Genomic DNA, 20,136 nt, shown 5'->3' on the forward strand with positions numbered 1-20,136 from the left:
ATAAGGGGAGCATATCATTATTGGGGGGCTTGTTTCTTTGTCTCCTTTCTTATAACAATAAAAAAACGTGTGCATGAAAGAAGGACTTTGATTTCTAATGGCGAATCTAGTATTGTTAAGTGGTGGAAAGTGGTGCAAAGTGGGGAAAATAGGTTAAGGAGTGAGTGGGCCAATGTTTATGGGGGAATATCAGCATAGCATTGATGATAAGGGACGAATGATTATTCCTGTCAAATTCCGTGATCTTCTGGGAACCTCATTTGTTGTTACCCGCGGCTTAGACCATTGTCTATTTGCTTATCCGATAGAAGAATGGGCACTCTTAGAACAGAAACTCAAATCACTTCCGCTGATGAAATCGGATGCACGTGCGTTCACACGATTTTTTTTCTCGGGTGCGACCGAATGCGAATGGGATAAACAGGGTAGGGTAAACTTACCGGGAAACTTAAGAGAATATGCTAAATTGGATAAAGAGTGTGTTGTACTCGGCGTATCGAACCGTATGGAGATTTGGAGTAAATCGACTTGGAATGCGTATTACGACCAATCCGAAGAAGCGTTTAATGATATTGCTGAGAAATTAGTCGATTTTAACTTTGATTTATAATAGTCTGGAGGGTTGCATCTTGTTTCATCACATCACGGTACTTAAAGAAGAAGCCACAGAAGGACTTCGTATAAAAAGAGACGGCATTTATGTCGATTGTACTTTAGGAGGCGCGGGACACAGCTCCCTGATCGCATCCAAACTTGGAGAATATGGAAGATTAATTGGATTGGATCAGGATGATTGGGCACTTGAGGCTGCAAAGGAAAAGTTAGCCCCTTATAGTGATCGAATATCTTTAGTGAAAACCAACTTTCGTTACTTAGAAGAAGCTTTGAAGGAGCTCTCTGTCCCGCAGAAGGATGGAATTCCTCAAGTAGATGGTATTTTGTTCGATCTGGGTGTCTCATCACCACAGTTTGACGAAGGAGAGCGTGGATTTAGTTATAACCATGATGCTCCATTAGATATGAGGATGGATCAGTCGGCAGAGTTGACGGCAGATACGATCATCAATACATGGTCTGAAAAAGAAATCGCTAGGGTGTTATTCCAATATGGAGAAGAAAAGTTCTCGCGTCGTATCGCTAAATTAATTATTGAGCGTCGGGAGAAGAAACATATTGAAACGACAGGTGAACTAGTGGAGATTATCAAGGACGGTATTCCGGCCGCAGCACGAAGAACAGGAGGTCATCCTGCTAAACGTAGCTTTCAAGCGCTAAGGATTGCAGTCAATGATGAACTTGGAGCTTTCGAAGATGGATTACACCAAGCGGTACGCTGCTTGGCACCAGGTGGGAGAATATCTGTGATTACCTTCCATTCCTTGGAAGATCGTATTTGCAAACAAATACTTAGTAGTTATGTTCCGAAATGTACTTGTCCATCTGATTTTCCAATGTGTGTATGTGGAAGTAAAGGTCAAATAAAACTTATTAATCGTAAGCCGATGATTCCTAGTGAATTAGAGCTTGAAGAGAACTCGCGTGCAAGATCAGCAAAACTTCGTATCGCGGAGAAACTGTAATTTCAAATTGATAAGCAGTGATGCTCAAGAAAGGAAGTAAATAATGGCTTATACGCGTGGGAATTTAGCAGTAAAACCAAAACCAGTCGAGCGGGTTTCTCCTGGATATCGTGAACAGACTAAAGTTGTAACACGCCGAACATTCATTCCGATGAAGGAAAAAATGCTGTATTTGTTAACTATATTAGTATGTGTAGCTGTTGCAAGCCTAGTAATTTGGCGATACGCACATATCTATGATCTTAATAAACAGAGCCAAAGAATGAATAGTGAAATCAGAGCAAACAAGTTGGAAATTTCTAAGTTGGAGCTTAAGAAGCAGACCCTTAAAGAGACTATTGTTGAAACGGCGATCAAAGAAGGCTATGTCCTACCTCCCGAGCACAGTATTATTCATGTACCTCGTGTTGCAGGTTCTACTGACGTTGCTGAGACATCGAAAAAATAGTGGATGTGAGGTGAGGGTTGTCTGATGGTAAAAAGAATAAAGTTACGAACACTGCTTATAGGAGGATTTATAACCCTCCTCTTTGCTATTTTAATAACTAGAGTCTTCTTCATTCAAGTCGTTGACGGGGACGTATGGCATGATAGGGCGGTCGCAAAGTGGTCCAAGCAAGATAAAATTGCGGCTACACGTGGCACGATTACAGATCGGAACGGGGAAGCACTCGCGATTGATGCGCCTGCCTATACCGTGACGGTGAATCCTTTGGTTATTCATGAGAATGGTATTGAGGATGAAGTGGTTGCAGGGTTACAACGAATTCTGGGTAAAGATGAAGCTGAATTGCGTAAATTGGTTACAGCGAAAACGACAGATCCTGAAAAGATCAAACCAAATAATAAAGAAGGCTACCTAACAAGCCGTGAAGTCCGTACAGAAGGTTTGAGAATCAATCAAGAAAAGCGAGATCAAGTTGCGCTATTAATTCAAGAAATTAAAGACGAGTTAAAGAAGGATAAGACAAAAATTGCCGATGCAGGGATTGGCTTAATTAAAGAACAGAAGCGTTATTATCCTAATAACAGTCTAGCAGCGCATGTTATTGGTTTTGTAGATCGTGATGGTAAGGCGATTTCAGGTCTCGAGGCATCATTGAACAAGGAACTCGAAGGCAAAGAGGGGTCAATTAATTACCAAAGCGATGGGCAGTTAGACAAGTTACCGAATGCAAATGAGGTTTATGTTCCTGCTGTCAATGGTACAAACTTCAAGCTGACCATTGACGATACGATACAGTATTATATTGAAGACGCTATGAAAGAGGCCTTTGCGAAATATAATCCAATCAGTATGACCGTGATCGCAGCAGATCCCAATACGATGGAAATTCTAGGGATGGCGAATATGCCTACATTTAATCCTAACTCCTACTGGGAAACACCAGATAATTATAGAAACCTTGCCGTAAGTGCGTTGTACGAACCAGGATCCACATTTAAAATTGTTACGTTGGCAGGGGCTATCGAAGAGAAGCTGGTTAAGCCGACAGACAAGTATTTATCCGGAGGTATTAAAATAAAGGGCACCAAGACAGTGCTTCATGATAAGAAGCATGCAGGTTGGGGTACTATTTCGTACTTAGAAGGTGTGAAACGTTCGAGTAACGTTGCATTTGTTAAGATGGGATTCGAAATGTTAGGCAAGGAACGACTACTAAATTATATTAACAATTTCGGTTTCGGGAAGAAAACTGGAATTGATATGCCTGGTGAAGCTTCCTGGGCGATTAATTTACCGGGTAATGTAGAAGTTGCAACAGCATCCTATGGGCATGGTGTTAACGTTACACCTATACAGCAGATTACGGCGATTGCCGCTATTGCCAATGGAGGAAGGTTGCTTCAGCCACATATTATTAAAGAGCGGCATGATCCGAATACTGGGGTGACGACACCATTTAAGTCTGAAAAGGAGGCTGTGCAGGTAATATCCCCTGCAGCTGCCAAAGAAACAGGAAATTATTTGGAGCAAGTCGTCTCCGATCAAAAAGATGGAACTGGACGAAATGCTTACATTGAAGGTTATCGAGTAGCAGGTAAAACAGGTACTGCGGTTAAAAATATTAATGGTAAATACGATTATGACAAGTCAGTCGTTTCTTTTGTTGGTTATGCTCCAGTGAATGATCCGAAGATTGCTGTCATTGTCATTATAGATGAGCCAGCTGACGCGAATGCAGGTGGGGGATCTGCGGCTGCACCTGTATTTAAAAAAATTGTATCTCAATCACTTCAGTATATGAATGTTCCAAAAGTATTTTCAGCTGATTCAGGAAATGATGCTCAAAATTCTAAGAAGAATAGTAATACGAATATTATTAAATCTAAGGCTCCTGAATTGGTAGGGAAGACGATTGAATCAGCAAGGAAAGAATTGTTGAATACTGGTATTGCTTACGAGACGTTAGGAACAGGTAAGAAGGTGATTAGGCAATTCCCAGCTAAAGGCTCTATCATGAATGATGGGCAACGGATATATTTGCTAACGGAAGAGAGTAAGACGATGGAAATACCTGATTTAAAGGGTGAATCTCTACTTGACGCATTGCAGGTATTGACGTTGATGGAATTGACCGTTAACGTAGAAGGTGAAGGGTATGTCACCGAACAAAAGGTTATAGAAGATCAAGGTAAGCGTAAAGTACAATTAACTCTGAGTCCTTCGAATACGGCAGTTGATGAGATTGACACAGAAGTAGATAATGAGGAAACAGAGTAGCGTATAGAGCTTGTTCTAAGCCCTAGTTGTCCTGAATATTGATGATATAACACGTATCATGAGATCAGGATTACTAGGGAGGCTATTGCGATGAAAGTTTCAAATGTGACGCTGAGACGGAGGCTACTGTGGAGCTTGCTGCTCTTTTGCGTGCTGTTTGTAGCATTAATGGTTAGATTGGCTTATGTTCAACTCGGACAAGGTAAAGAGTTATCTGAGAGAGCAGAGGATTTATGGCGCAGACAACTTCCCTTTACTGCCAAAAGAGGAGAAATCCTAGATCGAAACGGAACAGCCTTGGCCTACAACATCAGTTCACCTACGGTGTGGGCAATACCCGTTCAGGTGAAGGAACCCGAAAAAACGGCTATGGCATTATCACCTCTGCTTGGTATGAGCCAGGAGAAAATTCTGGAGAAACTCAAGAAAAAGAAATCCATGAATGTAAAACTGCAACCCGGTGGACGTAAGATCACGATGGAGCTCTCTCAGAAAATCCGTGATTTGAAGCTACCGGGTATCATTGTTGCAGAGGACAATAAAAGGTATTATCCTTATGGAGATTTGGCAGCTCATATTCTAGGATTCACCGGAATTGATAATCAGGGTATAACAGGTATTGAACAAAAGTATGATGATAGGTTAAAAGGATTCGATGGCAACATATCCTATCTATCTGATGCAGGAGGAAGGCTTATGCCTGGTTCCTCTGAGAAATATGCTGAGCCCAAAGATGGCCTGAGTCTTGAACTAACCATCGATAAGTCGATTCAGTCGATTATGGAGCGTGAGTTGGATCAAGCTATGGTGAAGCTTCAAGCAAGAGGTGCTTGGTCAATTGCGATGAATCCCAAAACAGGAGAAATTCTCGCCATGGCTAGTCGACCTGGATATGAGCCAGCACTATATAAGGAGTATCCAGCGGAAGTCTACAATCGCAACTTACCGATATGGATGACCTATGAGCCGGGTTCCACTTTCAAAATCATTACGCTAGCTGCCGCTTTAGAAGAGAAAAAAGTGGACTTAGAGCGTGATACGTTCTTTGACCCAGGATATGTTAAGGTAGGCGGAGCTAAGCTGAGATGTTGGAAAAAGGGTGGGCATGGCAGTGAGACTTTCTTAGAAGTTGTGGAGAATTCTTGTAATCCTGGTTTTGTAGAATTAGGTCAAAGACTTGGGAAAGAGACGCTATTTAAATATATACGCAATTTCGGCTTCGGTTCTAAGACAGGGATTGATTTAAATGGAGAAGAAAATGGGATTCTGTTCAAATTAGCTAATGTTGGAACCGTGGAACTAGCGACGACATCCTTTGGTCAAGGGGTTTCGGTGACTCCCATACAACAAGTAGCAGCGGTGTCGGCAGCAATCAACGGTGGGAATTTATACAAACCTTATGTTTCAAAGGCTTGGATTAACTCGGATACGAATACCATTGTAGAAGAAACGAAACCAGAGCTAATCAGACGGGTGATCTCCGAAGAGACATCTCGTAAAGTTAGAGAGGCGTTAGAAAGTGTCGTAGCCAAAGGTACCGGACGTCCTGCTTTTATCGATGGGTACCGTGTGGGAGGAAAGACAGGGACAGCGCAGATCGTAGTTAATGGTCGTTATTCGGCTACAGAACACATTGTGTCATTTATTGGCTTTGCACCAGCAGATGATCCACAAATTGTCGTATATACTGCAGTAGATAATCCAAAAGGCATTCAATTTGGTGGTGTAGTTGCTGCTCCTATTGTACAAAATATACTTGAGGACACACTCCAATATATGAAAGTGCCACAACGTAAAGATCAGATAACGAAAGAATACAAATATGGTGAGACTAAGATTGTCACGGTACCTGATCTAGTCGGTGCATCTGTTCAAGACTTATACGAAGATCTGAATATGAACTTCATGCTCTCTAAATCAGGGAGTGGTACGATAGTAGTCAGTCAAGCGCCTAAGCCAGGTAGTAGGGTGGACCAAGGATCAACGATTCGAATTTATATGGGTAACGCTGAGGCAGGTACAGGCGTTGAAGATAAGGCACCTTAAGGTGCCTAACATTCGTCAAATATGACGATAATTGAAATAAGTGAGGGATTATAGATGAGACTTAATGAATTGGCTTCAACATTAACAATCAAACACATCATAGGTAGTGTAGATATTAGAGTTTCTGGCATACAGACGGATTCCCGAAAGGTCTCAGAAGGGGATTTATTCATTTGTTTACCAGGCCACACAGTTGACGGACACAACTATGCTCAGCAAGCGATGGAAAAAGGGGCAGCGGCACTTGTTGTTGATCGGCAATTGGATATCGACCTACCACAAATTATCGTTAAGGATTGCCGCTATGCCATGGCTGTACTTGCAGATGCATTCTTCGGATCACCAAGCAAACAGATGAAAGTGATTGGCATCACAGGCACGAATGGTAAAACAACAACGGCGTATCTGATTGAGAAAATCATGAATGATCATAACGTGAAGACTGGTCTTATCGGTACGATTCAGATGCGTTATGGAGGTCGCACATTTCCCATGTCAGGTACTACGCCTGAAGCGCTAGAATTACAGCGTTCACTGCATGATATGGCAGCTAGTGGTACTCGTTGTTGCGTGATGGAAGTATCCTCACATGCCTTGGAACAAGGACGAGTGAAAGGTACTGACTTCCGTACGGCTGTTTTTACGAATCTTACACAGGATCATCTTGATTACCACAACACCATGGATGAGTATCGTGCTGCCAAAGGATTGTTCTTTTCCCGTATGGGCAACGCATTCCAAAGTATTCAAGATAAGCGGAAGTTTGCCGTATTGAATGCAGATGATCCTGCGTCTGCGTATTTCAGAAATATAACAGCGGCGGAAGTCATTACGTATGGTTTAGAGGAAGGTGTAGATGTGCGTGCAACTGAGATATCAATTAGCGCACAAGGCACGGATTTCCATGTGGATTCTTTCAAAGGTAGCACGGATATAAAGCTGAAGATGGTCGGTAAATTTAATGTGTATAATGCGTTGGGTGCTATAACAGCTACGCTATTAGAAGGTGTTCCACTTAATGAAATTAAACGTAGCCTTGAATCCTTAAGTGGTGTAGATGGCCGTGTTGAATCCGTGGAGGCAGGACAGCCTTTTGCTGTTATCGTTGATTATGCACATACACCGGATGGACTTGAGAATGTATTAAAGACAGTGAATGAGTTCGCTGTAGGTCGGGTATTAACTGTATTCGGCTGTGGTGGTGACCGCGACAAGACAAAGCGTCCAATTATGGGGAAAATCGCAGCGAAGTATAGTGATGTGGTATTCGTAACTTCGGATAATCCTCGTACAGAAGATCCTGAATCCATCTTGAAGGATATCGAACAAGGGCTTATTGAAGACCAAGTACCTCTGGAGAACTATCTACTAATCGAAGATCGACGGGTAGCTATTCAAATAGCTATTGATATGGCAAGCCCTGAAGATGTAGTATTGATTGCGGGGAAAGGTCATGAGACCTACCAATTAATCGGACAGACGACTCATGATTTCGATGATCGTATCGTCGCAAAAGAAGCGATAAGGGGTATACAATAGTGATTAATAAAACGTTAGGTGAAATGGCTATTATGTGTGGTGGGACGATCAATCATGAACAGGATCGTCATAAGGTTATACAGGGTGTGATCACAGATTCTCGCCATATTGCGGCGGGATGTTTATTTGTGCCGATTGTAGGAGAACGTTATGATGGCCATGATTTTGCAATTAAGGGATTAGAAAGCGGGGCAGGTGCTACGTTATGGCAACGTGATCGAGGTGAATGCCCTGATGGATCTGTTATTGAGGTGGATGATACACTTGTAGCTTTACAGATGCTTGCTAAAGCTTACTTGAACGAAGTAGGTTGTAAAGTTGTAGGTATTACAGGAAGCAATGGTAAGACAACAACGAAAGATATGGTGTTTGCGCTACTAGATACGACATACAAAGTACACAAGACGGAAGGCAACTTTAATAATCACATCGGGCTTCCACTTACGGTTCTGAGCATGGATTCGGACGTAGATATTGTGGTACTAGAGATGGGTATGAGTGGACGAGAAGAGATCGAGACGTTATCTTATATAGCACAACCGGACGTTGCGCTTATCACGAATATCGGGGAATCTCATCTCTTACAATTGGGATCGCGCAAAGAAATTGCTCGAGCGAAGTTAGAAATTGTTAGTGGATTGAAATCAGGTGGGTTACTTATTTATAACGGTGATGAGCCTCTCATTCCGGAGGTGTTGGCTGAATTACAAGCAGATAAGCCATCTGATATACACACATTTACATTTGGTTTAGATTCAAATAGCGATGATTATCCAACAGGGATGATGTTCCTTAGCAAAGGCATTATATTCACATCCTATGTTCATAAGGATCTTGGCATAGATTTACCTCTATTTGGTCGCCACAATGTGGTTAACTGTTTAGCAGCACTTACAGTTGCACGTTTTTTTAATATAAGCGATGAGTGTATCAAAAAAGGGCTATCTCAGTTGCAATTGACAGGAATGCGTATTGAGCATGTTGTCTCTACTAGAGGTTTAAATTTACTCAATGATGCATATAATGCAAGTCCGTCATCTATGAAAGCTGCTATCGATGTACTTGAAAGTATGAAGGGGTACCGACGCAAAATAGCAGTGCTCGGGGACATGCTGGAGCTTGGATCGCAAGAGAACGAGTATCATGCTGAAATCGGAACTTACGTTACGTCTGACAAAATAAATGTGCTATATACATACGGGCCGTTGTCTACCTATATAGCTGAAGCTGCTAGGGTAAATCTCCCTGAGGCTGATGTACATGCTTTTACAGATAAAGCTGCACTTATTAAACATCTTGTAGAACAAATTCACCCTAAAGATATTGTGCTCGTAAAGGCCTCACGTGGGATGAAGCTAGAAGAAGTAGTAAATGCTCTTATTGAGAAGTGTTAGCCAATCTGACAAACTGATGAGGTGAAACTATGGACATTAAATTATTATTACTAACAATCGGTGTATCCTTTATTCTATCGGTGATTGCTGCACCTATACTCATTCCTTTGTTGCGCCGTATGAAGTTTGGACAGCAGATAAGGCATGATGGCCCTGAGAGTCATTTAGCAAAAGCAGGCACACCCACGATGGGTGGAATTGTTATTTTATTAGCGTTTACTTTATCGTATTTGAAATTTTCTATTGTAAATACTGACTTTTATGTATTACTTGTTGCGACACTTGGATTTGGGTTGATAGGTTTTCTTGACGATTATATTAAAATTGTATTCAAACGATCACTCGGACTAACATCTCGACAGAAGTTAGTGGGACAATTGCTCTTCTCAGGTATTGTATGTTATTTACTCTTTCAAAATGGTCACGACACATCGATTAGCATACCAGGTACCTCATGGGGTTTTGACTGGGGTGGTTGGTTTTATTATCCATTCATTATTTTTATGCTTCTTGCGATTAGTAATGCTGTTAACTTTACGGATGGGCTAGACGGATTGTTATCTGGCGTGAGTGCCATCGCGTTCGGAGCATTTGCTTTAGTAGCTATGCAAGCGACTTCTCTTCCTGCAGCTTTTTGTGCAGCAGCTATGATCGGTGCGGTATTAGGTTTCTTAGTGTTCAATGCGCATCCTGCGAAGGTATTTATGGGAGATACAGGATCACTTGGTATTGGGGGAGCCATCGGTGCGATTGCGATTGTGACCAAAAGTGAGCTGTTATTCCTGATTATCGGAGGAATATTCGTTATAGAAATGCTCTCTGTGGTTCTACAGATTGGATCATTTAAGCTACGAGGTAAACGAATTTTCAAAATGAGCCCTATTCATCATCACTTTGAGCTTTCAGGTTGGTCTGAATGGCGAGTCGTTATTACATTTTGGGCTGTGGGCCTCGTATTAGCAGGTCTCGGAATTTATATTAACAAGGGGTTGTAATTATGAATCATCCAGACACATACAGAGATAAGCAAGTCGTTGTACTCGGCCTTGCAAAGAGTGGTGTGGAAGTCGCTAAAGTTCTCCATAAAATGGGGGCTTTAGTCACCGTTAATGATAAAAAAGAGAAAGATCAGTGTCCCGAAGCTTCTGAATTAGAGGTTTTGGGAATTTCTGTTATTTGTGGATCTCATCCAAGTGATCTTATTCATCGTGGTATTGATTTGGTTGTAAAGAATCCAGGTATCCCGTATTCTGTTCCTCCTTTAGTTAAGGCTATAGAACTTGGTATTGAAATCGTTACGGAAGTGGAAGTGGCCTATTATTTATCTGAGGCACCGATGATTGGAATAACAGGTTCCAATGGTAAGACGACAACTACTACGTGGGTTGGTAACATCCTTCGTTCAGCGGGATTGTCTCCAATCGTAGCAGGTAACATTGGCACGCCTCTTTGTGCTGCTGTAGTAGACGCCACTGAAGATGACTGGATGGTCGTTGAGCTAAGTAGCTTTCAATTGAAAGGGACGCAACAGTTCCGACCACGTATTGGCTGTCTACTTAATATCGCGGAGACACACTTGGATTACCATGGAGACATGGAGGATTATATTTCTTCCAAGGCTAATGTGTTCGTGAACCAAAGTAAAGATGATTTTGCGATCCTCAATTGGGATGATCCATACTGTCGCAGTCTAGTGCCTCACATGAAAGGAAGAGTTTTACCTTTTTCTATGAGTGAAGAGCTAGTGGAGGGGGTATATGTCAGCCCACCATATATTGCTGACACCGAGGATTCAGTGATGCGTACCGTAGTATATCGTGATAAAGAAGGAAGAACACAAGAGATCATTCCTGTAGAAGATATCGGCATCCCAGGGCGTTTTAATGTAGAGAATGCTCTTGCTTCGTGTACTATTGCTATAGCAGCAGGTGTCTCAATAAATCAATTATCATCGCCACTCTCATCTTTTCGAGGTGTAGAGCATCGTCTTGAATATGTCAAAGAGACAAAGGGTGTCTCTTATTACAACAATTCTAAAGCTACGAATTCCAAGGCGACTTCGATGGCGCTTACATCTTTTAAGAACCCAATCGTATTAATTGCGGGTGGACTAGATCGTGGTTCAGACTATAGGGAACTGCTAACGGTATTTGGTGAGAGAGTCAAAGCGGTTGTATTACTGGGCGAAACGAAACATAAAATTGCAAAAGTAGCCGAACTTGCTGGATTAAAGGTCATTTCCATCGTCGATACTGTAGAGGACTCCGCCACAACATTGGTCACGGCCGTGAATGAAGCAGCAACTATCGCAGAACCAGGAGATATTGTTCTACTATCTCCAGCTTGTGCAAGTTGGGATATGTTTACTTCATATGAGGAACGTGGACGCATTTTTAAAGAGGCGGTGCATAATCTTTAAGTAGGGGGGATGTGGATAAGCCCCTACTTTCTCTAACACGAGGTGGCTTTTCATGAATAAAACTCGCCAAAGCCTAGATCTATGGCTCCTACTATGTATTCTTGGTCTACTCACAATTGGAATTATAATGGTGCAGAGCGCAGGTTCTGTCCTTGGTTTCCATAATTATGGAGATTCTTATTATTTTGTTAAACGACAGGCCTTATTCGCTGGGTTGGGACTCGTGGCCATGTTTGTTACTGCTAATCTTGATTATCGATTTTGGTTGAAATATGCCAAAGTTGGATTAGTGGTTTGTTTTATACTACTGATTATGGTGCTTATTCCTGGTATCGGTAATGTAAGAGGTGGAGCACGTAGTTGGCTAGGAATTAGTTCCTTCGGTATTCAACCATCGGAGTTTATGAAGCTTGGAATGATTCTCTTTCTGGCGAAATGGTTGAGCCAGGAGAATTACAATATTACTTCATTCACGAAAGGCCTACTTCCTCCACTTGGGTTAATCGGTACTGCATTTGCACTGGTTATGATGCAGCCGGACTTAGGAACGGGTAGTGTTATGTTCGGTGCATCTCTTATGATCGTATTTACGTCGGGTGCACGAATGAAACATCTTGGAATGCTTGGACTTGTGGGTATCGTAGGATTTGCGGGACTTATACTGGCAGCACCGTATCGGCTAAAACGGATCACAGCGTTCCTTGATCCATGGTCAGATCCATTAGGTGCTGGTTATCAGATTATACAATCGCTGTATGCGATAGGTCCGGGAGGGCTTGGTGGCTTAGGACTCGGTATGAGTCGTCAAAAGTATAGTTATGTGCCAGAGCCACAAACAGATTTTATTTTTTCTATATTGGCGGAAGAACTTGGGTTTATTGGTGGGATGATCGTATTACTATTATTTCTGATTCTAGTATGGCGTGGTATGCGCGTTGCGATGACGATCTCGGATAGCTTTGGAAGTTTACTTGCTGTTGGCATTGTTGGAATGGTTGCGATTCAAGTGATCGTTAATATTGGTGTCGTGATCGGAATGATGCCTGTGACAGGAATAACACTCCCTTTAATCAGTTATGGGGGATCATCGTTAACACTGATGCTCACAGCGCTAGGTATACTGCTAAATATATCTCGATATGCAAGGTGAAGATGATTGGCGTTCGCGAAAGACTCGTTAAAAGCGAATTGCGATTGTCACACACCTATGTAGGATTACATAAGATACCTTATAATCGTGATAATCGCCCAGGACACGGCAGCATCGCACTAGATACCAAATGGCCTCCTGAATTCATTGAGAAATGTAAAATTTCGGTTGGATGGTAAGGAGGGATTTCGTTGCAGCAATGGACGTCGCTATTATTGAAGACAAACATCGGGGAAGTACACCTGAATGAACCCATGACAAAACATACGACATGGAGAATTGGGGGTCCTGCCGATGCCTTCATTGTTCCTGAAACGAGAGAACAACTGCAAGAACTTATTACGTTACTCCATCATCATAGAATTCCATGGATTCAGATTGGTCGCGGATCTAATATGCTTGTTTCAGATAAGGGGATTCGCGGAGTCGTCATCAAACTGGGTTCGGGGTTGGAATATGCTAACTTCCAGGAGGAAACCGTATCTGCAGGTGGTGGTTGCTCTTTTGTGAAATTGAGCTTCTTGAGCGGCAGACATGGATTAACGGGTTTAGAGTTTGCAGGAGGGATTCCCGGTTCTGTTGGTGGAGCCGTATATATGAACGCTGGAGCCCATGGGTCTGATGTATCACGCATATTCAAGTCCGCTGAGATTGTACTGGAAACAGGTGAATTGGTGTCTTATGCTACTAAGGAAATGGAATTTGCTTATCGTCACTCTGTTCTGCACGAGCGCAAGGGAATTGTAGTTGAAGCTACATTTGGGCTTGAGTTTGGAGAACGTAGAGAAATAGCGGCCGCTTTAGCATCGTACAAGGATCGCCGTAGGCGTACACAACCACTACAGATGCCCTGTGCGGGCAGCGTGTTCCGTAATCCAATGGGAGACTACGCTGCAAGGCTTATTGAGGCTGCGGGACTTAAGGGCTACCGAGTCGGTGGTGCGGAGATTTCATTGCAGCATGCCAATTTTATTGTAAATACCGGGCAAGCGACAGCAGAGGACGTGCTCACCCTTATGCACGAAATTCAGAAACGGATAGTTTCTGAGAATGGTATCTCTTTGGTACCAGAAGTGTTTATAGTAGGTGAGCGGTAAACTCGGAGGTGATACATTGGACAAATTGGTGATTGAGGGAGGCAAAACCCTATCAGGAACCGTGCGTATCCATGGGTCCAAAAATGCCGCACTGCCAATTCTAGCTGCATGTATGCTGGCTGATGGTATAGTTCATTTGCATAATGTCCCTCGGCTATTGGATATTGAAGTTATGATGAACATCCTGAATCGGCTAGGGTGCCAAACACAGCATGAGCAAGAAATGGTCATTGTGGATACGTCGACCGCCAATTCGTTTCATGTACCGGAAGACTTAATGAAACAAATGCGATCATCCATTTTTCTAATGGGCCCTTTACTTGCTAGGTTTGGAGAAGTGACGATTTACCAGCCTGGAGGATGTGCGATTGGAGAACGAAAGATTGATCTTCATCTAAAAGGGTTAAGATTATTGGGTGCAGTCATTGAAGAACAAGATCAGCAGATTCTTTGTAAAGCTAGCAAGCTAGTAGGAGCAGATATACATTTGGATTTTCCTAGTGTTGGTGCTACTGAGAATATTATGATGGCAGCAGCAATGGCTGAAGGGACTACAGTCATTACAAATGCGGCTAGAGAACCTGAAATTCAGGACCTTCAGAACTTCCTGAACCAAATGGGAGCAAGTATAATTGGAGCTGGAACAGATACCATCACGATTCAAGGCGTAAAGAAGCTGAGTCCGTGCACTTATGAAATCATTCCAGATCGTATTGTAGCGGGGACGGTCATGATTGCCGCTGCCGCAACACGTGGCAATGTGACACTAACGCATTGTAATTCATCACATCTCACGTCATTGATTCATGTCCTTAAGCGCGCTGGTGTTCAAATAGGTGTCTGCAATGATATAATGACCGTAAGCTGTATGGGACGCCCCAAAGCAGTGGAACGGATTATTACATCACCATACCCATCATTTCCAACAGATCTGCAATCCCAAGTCATGGTATTGTTGACTTTATCAGATGGTTTTAGTGTGATGAAGGAGACGGTATTTGAAGGAAGATTCAAACATGTCGACGAGTTGACTGTCATGGGTGCTGATATTTCTATAGATCTCAATTATGCGTTTATACGTGGGGTTCAAAGATTATATGGAGCGACGGTTGAGGCTACAGATTTAAGAGCAGGAGCTGCATTAGTTATTGCTGGTTTGGCGGCACAAGGTAAGACTATTGTGGAGCAGGTGCACCATATTGACCGGGGATATGATCATATTGAACAATTATTCCAGAAGCTTGGAGCTGATATTCACAGACATACTCCGGTGTCCAATCATTTAGATTTGGCCAACTAAGGTCCTGCTTATCCCCTCCGTGAAGAGGGGATAAGAGGCATTTTATGGAGAGTTGATATGTCAAAGACATCTATACCAGTTCTTAAACCTAATAAAGTAAGAAAAATGAAAACCAGTCGTAAAATTATGTTTATTCTCTTGTTATTCTGTTTAGTTCTACTTGCTGTACTTTTTTTTAGATCTCCGATTAGCAAAATCTCTGAAATTCAATTTCAGGGAAATGTATTCGCTACGAAAGAGCAGTTATTACAAGCAGGAGAATTCAATGTAGATGATCAATTCTTTGGGGTTTCGGCAGCAACGTTGGAGGCTAAATTACTGGACGTGAAATCGGTTCAGAACGTAACGGTGGACAAGCATTTCCCCGGCGTTATACAGATACAGATTCAAGAGTATATAACGGTTGCCTATGAGTTAGGCCAAGAAGGATCACTCATGGCTATTTTATCGAATGGGGTTATGGTGCCCGTGAACAAGAGTGGTATTGCTATAGAGAAGCCAATATTAACACAATGGAATCCAACCGATCCTTATAAATTGGAACTGAGTCAAGTACTTGGTGCGATTCCTAATCAATTGACTTCGGATATATCAGAGATTATGCCATCTCCTACGGTTTCTTTTCCAGATCGTATCAAACTGTATACGCGTTCCAAATTCGAAGTGATTACTGCTGTATCTCTACTTAAGGATAAAGTGGAATATCTCAATCAAGTGATAGAGACAGAAGAACCTGGACTTATTACAATGCTTGAGGCTGATTCATACGTCCCTTTCCAACCCGTAGACAGTGAGTCTGAGAATGGGGATGGGACTACTAATAACGAATGAAAAATGCTACAATTAGTTTTGTGGACAAGTCTATTTGTTTGCTTTTCTTATAATATTAATAATTTGATAGCTGACAATATGTGATATGTAAAAAAAATGTAGAAAAAAGAGGGAAAAAGGAAGCCGTGTTGAATATTATGTAAGAACGTCTTTCCATTCGCTTTTCATTTCAAAAAATAGGAGGTGCCACGGTTGAGCAACAATGACATCATTGTTAGTTTGGACATCGGTACATCCAAAGTTCGTGCTATTATTGGGGAAGTAAATAATGGAACCTTTAATATTATTGGAGTTGGATCTGCCGACTCAGAAGGAATTCGCAAAGGTGCAATTGTAGATATTGACCAGACTGTACAATCGATCCGCAGTGCAGTAGATCATGCGGAACGTATGGTTGGTATTCAAATATCTGAAGTATATGTCGGCATTTCCGGGAATCATATTGGACTTCAAACAAGCCACGGTGTTGTGGCTGTATCGAACGAGGATCGGGAAATTGGAGAAGAGGACATTGAACGCGTTCTCAAAGCTGCAGAAGTTGTTGCTTTGCCTCCTGACCGGGAAATTATTGATGTTGTCGCTAAGCAATACGTTGTGGACGGTCTTGAAGGAATTCAAGATCCACGAGGTATGATTGGCGTTCGTTTAGAAGTGGAAGCGATTATTATTACGGGGGCAAAACCGGCCATACATAATCTTTTACGGTGTGTAGAGAAATCGGGCTTGAAGATCAAAGATCTAGTACTAATGTCTTTGGGAGCAGGTCAAATGTCTTTATCTAAAGACGAGAAAACCATGGGTTCTGTACTTGTTGATATCGGTGCTGGAAATACAAGCATTGCTGTTTTTGAAGCTGGAACTATGGTCGCGACTTCCACACTACCTATTGGCGGGGAATACGTAACTAATGATATTGCCTATGGATTACGGACGTTAACGGATCAAGCTGAGAAGGTTAAGTTAAAATACGGATGTGCTTTAGTAGACGATGCTGCTCCTGATGTTATTTTCAAAGTAACTCGAATTGGGAGTAACGTTGAAAAAGAATTCAGTCAACAAGATTTGGCTGCTATTGTTGAGCCTCGGATTCAAGAAATATTCCATCTCCTTCATCAAGAAGTGAAACGTCTAGGTTACAGTGAACTTCCTGGAGGTTATATACTCACTGGAGGCACGGTTTCGATGCCTGGTGTATTGCAAGTTGCACAAGCTGAGCTTGAAGCTTCTGTACGGATTGCAGTTCCCGATTATATAGGTGTCAGAGATCCAGGATTTACGAGTGGTGTTGGTATCCTTCACAATGTTATACGTAATATTCGTGGACGTAACAATGCAATTGCTGCCAATACTAAAAAACAACCTAACCGGAACAACAACAAGGTGAATCCTACATCTAATCAAGGAAAGACACAAAAAACGGGGTTGGTTGAGCGCTTAAAAAACATGTTCAGTGAATTTATATAAGGTGTTCATATAACTGTGAACGTGCCATCGATGTACAACGAGGGGGAGATGGAATAATATGTTGGAATTTGACTTTGAAATGGAAAGCTTAGCTCAGATTAAAGTAATTGGTGTTGGTGGTGGTGGTAGTAACGCTGTCAACCGAATGATTGAGAATGGTGTGCAAGGCGTTGAGTTTATCACGGTAAATACAGATGCTCAAGCACTGCATATGGCTAAGTCAGAACACAAGCTACAGATTGGTGATAAGCTAACAAGGGGTCTTGGCGCGGGTGCTAATCCTGAAGTCGGCAAGAAGGCTGCTGAAGAATCTAGAGATTTGATCTCGAACACGCTGAAAGGCGCAGATATGGTGTTTGTCACTGCAGGAATGGGTGGCGGAACGGGTACGGGTGCAGCTCCTGTAATCGCTGAGATTGCAAGAGAGTGTGGAGCGCTGACAGTAGGCGTTGTTACACGTCCTTTTACTTTTGAAGGTCGGAAACGTTTCTCCCAAGCTGAACTAGGGATTGAGGCTCTGAAAGAAAAAGTAGATACATTGATTGTTATTCCTAACGATCGTCTATTAGAAATAGTGGATAAAAAGACACCGATGTTAGAAGCGTTTAGAGAAGCTGATAATGTTCTTCGTCAAGCGGTACAGGGGATATCAGATCTTATTGCAGTTCCTGGTCTAATTAACCTTGACTTTGCAGACGTGAAGACGATTATGACAGAGCGTGGGTCTGCACTAATGGGGATTGGCGTAGCATCAGGTGAGAACCGTGCCGCTGAGGCAGCTCGTAAGGCTATTATGAGTCCATTACTAGAAACTTCGATCGAAGGGGCTCGTGGTGTTATTATGAATATTACGGGTGGTTCAAATCTGTCTCTGTATGAAGTGAACGAAGCAGCAGAAATCGTTACTTCAGCTTCAGATCCAGATGTGAATATGATATTTGGTGCTATTATTGATGAGGATTTGAAAGACGATATTAAAGTTACAGTTATTGCTACTGGATTTGAGCATAAACAAGCAGTACCACACGCTCAAATTCGTAAACCAGGAACACCAGAGAATGAGCCTGTTGAGAATCGTAATAATAACTTGCGTCCATTTGGTAATCAGCCAAGTAATGATCAACTGGATATTCCAACATTTCTGCGGAATCGTTCACGCAATAACAACGAATAATTTATACACTAATTATCATGACATATGAAAGGTCCGTTTTCTTTTTTAAAGAAATCGGGCTTTTTTATATGCTTCCTATTCTTCCACGTTCCAATTTAGAATCCTTCTTCCATGAACTAACCTCTATCGACAAAAAAAAACCGCGATTGCTTCCAGGTTTAGACAGACTTTGGAAGTTAGTTTTTCTATACTAAACACATCTCCTTTAGACCAAAGGGAATATATTTCAGAAACATTGGCTTTTCTACCGATAGGATTTAAAGCTCAGGCAGGTGAGAGCAATGATTGTCTATATCGATCTTATTTTTATTACTAATCTACTTATTGATGGGACTCTTTTATGGTTAACTGGTTGGATGCGTAAAATAAAAACGCCTTGGTGGCGAATTTCTTTATCGGCCTTTTTAGGTGCCCTATATGTCATCATGATGTTCGTCCCCGGACTTTCGTTCATGTATACCTTTCTCATTAAGTTCGGGCTTTCATTGATAATGTTGTGGATCGCCTTCGGTTTTAGGAGCCTTCAACACTATCTGAGGAATATGGGGGCATTTTATATTATTAATTTTGCCGCGGCTGGTGGGATTATTGGCATTCATTATCTGCTGCAAAATTCAAGTGATCTCTGGAGCGGAATTTGGTATACAACATCGGGGGGGCTGTCTTTCGAACTGAAGATTGGATTTTGGTTTATGTTAATCATGTTTATTATCGTTGTTTTTTGGTTTAAAATTGTCCAATCTTCCAAACGTAAATTGGATAATAGGCATGTGTATTTTGCGGAAGTGAAAGTGAATATAGGTAGCGAACAGGTGAAGTGTACGGGATTGTTAGATACAGGTAATCAATTGTGTGATCCTTTAACACGAATACCAGTTATGGTGATGGAGGCCTCTTTATGGGGAGATTACTTACCTGCTGCATGGAGGGATAAACTTGCTGAGGGAGATGCGGACAAACTGGTCATGGAGCTTGGAGACGAATCATCTTTTGCTTGGCAGGACCGTTTGAGGTTAGTACCTTATCGGGGAGTGAATCGAGGGTCAGCGTTTATGTTAGCTTTAAAACCAGATTCTGTTGAAATCTGTATGGATGGTAAAACAACCACGAGCACCAGAGTGTTAGTTGGACTTGATGGGGGTACTCTTTCCTCCGAAAAGGCATATAGGGCGATCATTCATCCAGACTTGATAGATGAGGACGCTACTACTAATGTCAGCGCGACTAAGGTAACAACTTATCCCCCTCCCGCTGGCTTATATCCTTCGGAAACTCAAGTTAATGATTGAAAAGATATTTTTGCGGTACATCGATGGTAGTTTGCTTCAGAAAACATATGATGATGCTTACGATGCTAGTTTTCTTACAGAAAACTCAAAGATGATGCTTACGATGCTAGTTTTCTTACAGAAAACTC

18 protein-coding genes are annotated in these 20,136 nt (G+C 42.1%); all 18 read left to right on the forward strand.

Annotated features, from left to right (window positions below):
• A partial coding sequence (locus tag PBAT_RS25805; RefSeq protein WP_211267842.1) for a hypothetical protein occupies positions 1–198 on the forward strand: 198 nt, incomplete at its 5' end.
• Positions 173–610 carry a division/cell wall cluster transcriptional repressor MraZ gene (mraZ, locus tag PBAT_RS19470; RefSeq protein ID WP_068652052.1) on the forward strand — a complete coding sequence of 146 codons (438 nt, stop codon included), beginning with the start codon at positions 173–175 and terminating at the stop codon, positions 608–610. The genes PBAT_RS25805 and mraZ, both read left to right, overlap by 26 nt.
• A 19-nt stretch (positions 611–629) precedes the next feature.
• Positions 630–1,580 (forward strand): 16S rRNA (cytosine(1402)-N(4))-methyltransferase RsmH, encoded by a 951-nt coding sequence (gene rsmH, locus PBAT_RS19475; protein WP_068652054.1) that lies wholly within the window; start codon positions 630–632, stop codon positions 1,578–1,580.
• Between the two features lie 43 nt (positions 1,581–1,623).
• The gene (locus PBAT_RS19480) at positions 1,624–2,028 is read left to right on the forward strand and encodes a hypothetical protein (RefSeq protein ID WP_068652056.1); all 405 of its coding nucleotides are present in this window, start codon (positions 1,624–1,626) and stop codon (positions 2,026–2,028) included.
• A 24-nt stretch (positions 2,029–2,052) separates the two neighbouring features.
• Positions 2,053–4,305, forward strand: a complete 2,253-nt coding sequence (locus tag PBAT_RS19485; RefSeq protein ID WP_068652058.1) for a penicillin-binding transpeptidase domain-containing protein — start codon at positions 2,053–2,055, stop codon at positions 4,303–4,305.
• 90 nt (positions 4,306–4,395) lie between these two features.
• Complete coding sequence (locus tag PBAT_RS19490; protein ID WP_068652060.1) at positions 4,396–6,351, forward strand: stage V sporulation protein D; 1,956 nt, start codon at positions 4,396–4,398, stop codon at positions 6,349–6,351.
• A 54-nt stretch (positions 6,352–6,405) separates the two neighbouring features.
• Complete coding sequence (locus PBAT_RS19495; RefSeq protein WP_068652062.1) at positions 6,406–7,890, forward strand: UDP-N-acetylmuramoyl-L-alanyl-D-glutamate--2,6-diaminopimelate ligase; 1,485 nt, start codon at positions 6,406–6,408, stop codon at positions 7,888–7,890.
• A gap of 2 nt (positions 7,891–7,892) precedes the next feature.
• Positions 7,893–9,284, forward strand: a complete 1,392-nt coding sequence (locus PBAT_RS19500; RefSeq protein WP_338045678.1) for a UDP-N-acetylmuramoyl-tripeptide--D-alanyl-D-alanine ligase — start codon at positions 7,893–7,895, stop codon at positions 9,282–9,284.
• A gap of 29 nt (positions 9,285–9,313) precedes the next feature.
• Positions 9,314–10,279, forward strand: a complete 966-nt coding sequence (gene mraY, locus PBAT_RS19505) for a phospho-N-acetylmuramoyl-pentapeptide-transferase (RefSeq protein WP_068652066.1) — start codon at positions 9,314–9,316, stop codon at positions 10,277–10,279.
• A 2-nt stretch (positions 10,280–10,281) separates the two neighbouring features.
• Positions 10,282–11,703, forward strand: coding sequence for a UDP-N-acetylmuramoyl-L-alanine--D-glutamate ligase (gene murD / locus PBAT_RS19510; protein WP_068652068.1), 1,422 nt, complete (start codon positions 10,282–10,284; stop codon positions 11,701–11,703).
• Between the two features lie 52 nt (positions 11,704–11,755).
• Positions 11,756–12,853 (forward strand): stage V sporulation protein E, encoded by a 1,098-nt coding sequence (gene spoVE / locus PBAT_RS19515; protein WP_068652069.1) that lies wholly within the window; start codon positions 11,756–11,758, stop codon positions 12,851–12,853.
• Between the two features lie 2 nt (positions 12,854–12,855).
• Positions 12,856–13,032, forward strand: coding sequence for a hypothetical protein (locus PBAT_RS25345; RefSeq protein WP_169810141.1), 177 nt, complete (start codon positions 12,856–12,858; stop codon positions 13,030–13,032).
• 12 nt (positions 13,033–13,044) lie between these two features.
• Positions 13,045–13,950, forward strand: coding sequence for a UDP-N-acetylmuramate dehydrogenase (murB, locus tag PBAT_RS19520; protein ID WP_068652071.1), 906 nt, complete (start codon positions 13,045–13,047; stop codon positions 13,948–13,950).
• A 16-nt stretch (positions 13,951–13,966) separates the two neighbouring features.
• Complete coding sequence (gene murA / locus PBAT_RS19525) at positions 13,967–15,250, forward strand: UDP-N-acetylglucosamine 1-carboxyvinyltransferase (RefSeq protein ID WP_068652073.1); 1,284 nt, start codon at positions 13,967–13,969, stop codon at positions 15,248–15,250.
• 57 nt (positions 15,251–15,307) lie between these two features.
• A complete protein-coding gene (locus tag PBAT_RS19530; protein WP_068652075.1) occupies positions 15,308–16,081 on the forward strand; it encodes a cell division protein FtsQ/DivIB in 774 nt (257 codons plus the stop codon).
• 192 nt (positions 16,082–16,273) lie between these two features.
• Complete coding sequence (ftsA, locus tag PBAT_RS19535) at positions 16,274–17,545, forward strand: cell division protein FtsA (RefSeq protein ID WP_068652077.1); 1,272 nt, start codon at positions 16,274–16,276, stop codon at positions 17,543–17,545.
• A gap of 58 nt (positions 17,546–17,603) precedes the next feature.
• Positions 17,604–18,719 (forward strand): cell division protein FtsZ, encoded by a 1,116-nt coding sequence (ftsZ, locus tag PBAT_RS19540; protein WP_068652078.1) that lies wholly within the window; start codon positions 17,604–17,606, stop codon positions 18,717–18,719.
• 281 nt (positions 18,720–19,000) lie between these two features.
• Positions 19,001–20,008 (forward strand): sigma-E processing peptidase SpoIIGA, encoded by a 1,008-nt coding sequence (gene spoIIGA / locus PBAT_RS19545; protein ID WP_068652080.1) that lies wholly within the window; start codon positions 19,001–19,003, stop codon positions 20,006–20,008.
• Positions 20,009–20,136 lie beyond the last annotated feature (128 nt).

The sequence above is a fragment of the Paenibacillus antarcticus genome (genome assembly GCF_001637225.1).
In the GTDB taxonomy this organism is placed as follows: Bacteria; Bacillota; Bacilli; order Paenibacillales; family Paenibacillaceae; genus Paenibacillus_AQ; species Paenibacillus_AQ antarcticus.